Here is a 4609-nt window from a genome sequence, read left to right as displayed (position 1 = left end):
TCAGCGCCTCCAGGGCCTCGCGGTCCCCGTTGCGCAGTTCCAGTGCCTTTGCCAGATAAACCATGGGTCAAGTCTGACAAAAATTCATACCCAAAGGAATCAACGACACGCTACACTAGTTGGGCTGCCAGCCGCGGCAGGCGAGAGCTGCGCGGACCTTGGCGACGGCGGCGCGCTCGTCGTTCTCCATGTGCCGTTTCGAGATCCGGACCAGGATCCAGCCAGCGCCGCGGAAGTCCTCTTCCCTGGCGATGTCACGGATGACCTGGGCCGCCTCGGAATGCACGGCGCCCTCGTACTCCACAGCAACCCTGTGCTCCGGATAGGCAAGATCAGGTTGACGCACGACGCCGGAGCGCAGGACCGTGCCCACGTTCAGTTCCGGTTCCGGGAGTCCTGAACGGCAGAGCGCGAGACGGAGCCTCGTCTCGGGGGCCGAATCCGCACCGATCCGGGCCTGCTGCAAGGCGAGCCGCGCCTTGCGGATGCCCGGCGTACCCTTGTGCCGGTCCAGCATCTCGGCCAGTTGCCCCGGACTGGCATAAGGCTCCGTCCGGCCTTCAAACGCAAGCCGAGGATGGCGCAACAAATGATCCGCCACCACGGTCAGCTCATCAATGCTCATCTTCCGGGCGCAGTCCAACCACGTCCTGATCCGCGTGGTGACCAGCACGCCGTCGATCCCGGTGATTTCGTCGGCGAAGAATTGCCCGACGTGGCCAATCACGCCCCTGCGCCGCGGTATTGCCATCGTGTCCGGACGGGAAATGTGGATGCCCGGAGCATGAGAGCCCGGGAGGAAGCCCGGAAAGTCCCAGATCAGGAAGGCGGTCGCGTGGGAGGCTGCAGAGAATTGGGTGACAAGGGTGAGGGGCCGGGCATGGAGCTTCACTTCAGCCGGGTGTTCTGTTGGCAACCGGATCCCGCGGCTCGGAACGTGCAGGGAACGATGCTTGAGTCGACGCCGGCTGACCCCGGCGTCGACTGCCTCCTGGACTGTAAACGGCGCCGAGCCAAGCGACGCCGGGAGCGGTTGGGGTGTCTTCATCGACCCATCGTCGCAAAGCCGAGGACTACCTCAGAGAGTGATCCACAGGCCGTGGCCCGTGTACCTAACTGACTGGCAGCACGGGCCGTTCTGAGCGCTCAGAACGGCCCGTGCTGCGAGTTAGTTGGGTGTGCGGGATACTCGGGCTTCTGCGCCGGGGCGAGGGACGCCAGGGTGGACACCAGCAGCCGGCGCTCCACCACCTTGATGCGCTCGTGCAGCGACTCCTCGGTCTCGCCGTCCCCGACCGCCACGGCCTCCTGCGCGATGATGGGGCCGGTGTCCACCCCGGCGTCGGCCCAGTGCACCGTGCAGCCGGTGACCTTCACTCCGTAGGCCAGGGCATCACGGACGCCGTGGGCGCCGGGAAAAGCGGGGAGCAGCGCCGGGTGGGTGTTGAGGTACTTGCCGCCGAAGGCCTCGATGAAGTCCGCGCTGACAATCCGCATGAAGCCCGAGGACACCACCAGATCCGGCGCGAAGGCGGCCACGGCCCCGGTGAGCGCCGCGTTCCAGGCCGCCCGGTCCGGGTAGGCCTTGAAGTCCACCACGAAGGTCGGGATTCCGGCGGCGGCCGAGCGCTCGATCCCGTAGGTCCCCGGCCGGTCCGCGCCGACGGCGGCGATCTCGAGGTCCAGCCGCCCGTCCTTCACGGCGTCGATGACGGCCTGGAGGTTGGAGCCGGTACCGGACACGAGGACAACTATGCGCATCGTCCTAGCTTATGGGGCCGCTCGCGTAGGCTGGAAAACATGAATCCCCCGAACGGCTCCGCCGACAGCCAGCGGAGCCGTCAGCCGCCCAGCGAGGCGGCCAAAGCCTCGCGGGCGTTGACCCACACCCTGTTCCGCATCTTCATCCTGGTGGTCCTGGGCTCGTTCTTCGTTTTCCAGCTGGACATCAGCTACCTGTGGCTGACCGCGCTCCTGACGGCGGCGGGCCTCGCGCTGGGCATCATGGTGCTGGTCCGGGCCGTGAAATACAGGGAATCCCGCCTGGTGCTGTCCGGGGCGATTGCCGGCCTGCTGGTCTCCACGGTCATGGTCGTGGTGATCCTCGCCTCCGCTGCGTTCTTCAACCAGTTCCGCGATTACCAGGAGTGCACGCGCTCTGCCCTCACACAGCAGGGGGCCTCCGAGTGCCGCACGCAGCTGGAGAAGTCGCTGCCGGCCCAGCTCCGCTAGGCCGTGGGCCTGCGCCGGGCAGCCCGGCTAGTCCCTGCCGGCCCTGTCCAGGTCCGCCTCGCGCAGTTTCTGCTGGCGTTCCAGCCAGGGTCCTGCCGCGTAACCGATGACGACGCCGATTCCCACCTCGGCGGCCACGTACAGGGCCGTCCGGAGCGGGTCCGGGCCGATATCCGTCAGCCGCCCGACGCCGGCGGATCCGCGCGCCAGCCAGGCGAGACCCGCTGCGAGCAGCCCGGCGATGCTGCCGATCATGGCGCCCAGGACGAGGGTGGACACGGCCGCGGTGAACCAGCGGGCACGGATCTTGATGGACAGCCACTCGTCGAAGTGGTTCTCCCCCTCACGCAGGAACCACCAGCCGGCCAGGGCGCCGGCGAGCGCGGGCACCACAAGCGCGACGAAGCCGTAGTCCGGCGGGCCGGAGGGCAGTGCCGCGAACAGCGGGATGGACGGCAGCGGCCCGACGGCGGTCCCCAGCGCCCCCGCCTGTGAGCCCACCCCCAGGGCGAAGCCCGAGCCTGAGGTCCAGGCCAACGCGAACACCGCGAGGTTGGGCAGGAAGCCCAGCTGCGCGATGGTGAGGACGGCACCTCCCATGGCTCCGGCGTCGAGCCCTTCATAGACGGCGATCACGAGGTTCCAGTGGATGAAGATGTCGACGGCGAGCAGCAGGGCGGACAGCGTCAGGCTGGCCATCAGCGCCACGGAACCGGCCTTGACGGCGGAGCCCAGGTACGACCCGGCCCAGCGCGAGTGCTGGCTGGTGCGGGAAATCCAGTCCACCGCGTCGACGCCGATCAGCCGGCTCCACGAGCCCGCCTCGCGGCGCGCCCCGACCACCATGCCGAGCGCGAAGGGAACCACGGGGATCAGCGCGGCGGACCAGAGGCTGATGCCGACGTCGGCGGTGCGGCAGACGAAGCCCGTGGTCAGGCCGAAGCCGGCGTACATCAGCCAGGAGCCAAGCAGTGCCTGCCAGAGCTGGTCCGTGTAGGAGGCGCGGGCCAGCCGGCGGCCGGCCCGCCAGGCGAGGAGGAACGGGATCAGGGTCAGCCCCAGCGGGATGAGCGAGAGGGTGCCCGAGCCCGGGCGCGCCGCGGACCCCGCCGCGCCGGTGCCGGCGGTGTCCAGGAGCAGCGGGACGCCGTGGATCAGCAGCCACGCCTGGCCGGCCAGCCGCGCCAGCACGTCGAAGCCGCCGTTCTGGAAGCCGGCCGTGGCCCACACGGCGATGATCGGTGCGGCCACCACGAGGGCCGAAATGACGGCTGCCTGCGCGGACTCCAGCGCCCCCTGCAGCCCCAAGGGCATGGGAAGGCCACGTTCTCCGGTCTGATCAGCGCGCAGTTTCATCGTGTTCCATGGTGCCATGTGCGGGGCACGGCCAAGGTTCCGACAGGCTCAACACCCGGACCCTGCAGGCGCCGCCGCTGATCAACACCGTTCAAACCCTCCTTCCGACGGCGCTTTTTCCAGAGGCCCGCCGTAAAATTGGAATGTCCGCAATCAGTGGTTGGAGGCAGAAAATGACTACCGCATCCCCACATGCACACGGCGTTCACTTCGGTCGGACAGATGTTCAGAACGTCGGCATGGGTGTTGGTATCGTCCTGTTAGTCGTGGGCATCCTGGGGTTCATCCCCGGCATCACCACGCAGTACGGCGAACTGAGGTTCTTCGGACCTGATTCCAGGGCCATGTTCCTGAACCTGTTCCAGGTATCGATGTTGCTGAATATCGTTCAGCTGGCCATCGGCGCTACCGGAGCGGCCATGTCGCGGAATGCCATGGGCGCCCGGAACTTCCTCATGGGCTTCGGCCTGCTGTACATCGTCCTTACCGTTTACGGGCTCATTGTCGGCGTGGGGTCGGCGGCTAACTTCCTGTCGCTGAACATGGCGGACGACTGGACCCTTTTGGTGCTGGGCGTGGCAATGATTGGCGCCGGTTGGCTGATGTCGAGGCATATGGCCGACGACGCAAGGTAAACCCGGAAGTAATCACCGGGACAAAGGGAGCCGCGAATGAGTAACGTTTCATAGCAATCTGAAAATTCGTACTACCTGCTGGTGCAGGCGCCTCGCGGAAACGCATCGCCTGCACCAGCTTCCTTGTGCCGGCAACCTGCCCTCGACGGCGGCCCGGCCCGGCCGCGGTTCGTCCGGCCCCCATAAGTGCTCCCATTTGCCGCAAACGGCCGCTAAGCACCTCGCTTTGCGGCCGTTTCCGGCAAATCGCCGCGTTGGGAGGATCAACCGTGCCAGCCCTCATCCTGGTCTGGAATCCCGGTCGATGAAGCCCCCGGAATTACCCGGCCGCACTGGATCAGGTCGCCGTGGCCCGGCCGCAGCGACCCGGCCCCCCCCCCCCCCCC

At 67.4% G+C, this 4609-nt stretch carries 5 protein-coding genes; 2 read left to right on the top strand and 3 right to left on the bottom strand.

Annotated elements, in window-relative coordinates:
- Nucleotides 1-115: 115 nt before the first annotated feature.
- Nucleotides 116-1048, bottom strand: a complete 933-nt coding sequence (locus tag J9611_RS20525) for a putative endonuclease domain-containing protein (protein ID WP_211882957.1) — start codon at nucleotides 1046-1048, stop codon at nucleotides 116-118.
- 98 nt (nucleotides 1049-1146) lie between these two features.
- Nucleotides 1147-1761, bottom strand: a complete 615-nt coding sequence (gene purN / locus J9611_RS20520) for a phosphoribosylglycinamide formyltransferase (RefSeq protein WP_211882956.1) — start codon at nucleotides 1759-1761, stop codon at nucleotides 1147-1149.
- A 39-nt stretch (nucleotides 1762-1800) separates the two neighbouring features.
- Here purN and J9611_RS20515 point away from each other — a divergent pair, with 39 nt between their 5' ends.
- On the top strand, nucleotides 1801-2232 hold the full coding sequence (locus tag J9611_RS20515; RefSeq protein ID WP_211882955.1) for a hypothetical protein: 432 nt from the start codon (nucleotides 1801-1803) through the stop codon (nucleotides 2230-2232).
- 27 nt (nucleotides 2233-2259) lie between these two features.
- Here the strand turns inward: J9611_RS20515 and J9611_RS20510 are convergent, their stop codons facing one another.
- On the bottom strand, nucleotides 2260-3588 hold the full coding sequence (locus J9611_RS20510) for a cell division protein PerM (RefSeq protein ID WP_211882954.1): 1329 nt from the start codon (nucleotides 3586-3588) through the stop codon (nucleotides 2260-2262).
- A gap of 173 nt (nucleotides 3589-3761) precedes the next feature.
- On the opposite strand from J9611_RS20510, the gene J9611_RS20505 reads away from it, so the two are divergent.
- The gene (locus J9611_RS20505; protein WP_211882953.1) at nucleotides 3762-4223 is read left to right on the top strand and encodes a DUF4383 domain-containing protein; all 462 of its coding nucleotides are present in this window, start codon (nucleotides 3762-3764) and stop codon (nucleotides 4221-4223) included.
- The last annotated feature ends 386 nt before the right edge of the window (nucleotides 4224-4609 follow it).

This window comes from Pseudarthrobacter albicanus, assembly GCF_018224015.1.
Taxonomy (GTDB): Bacteria; Actinomycetota; Actinomycetes; order Actinomycetales; family Micrococcaceae; genus Arthrobacter; species Arthrobacter albicanus.
The sequence above is the reverse complement of the archived record's forward strand: the minus strand, read 5'-3'. Positions and strand labels throughout refer to the sequence as shown.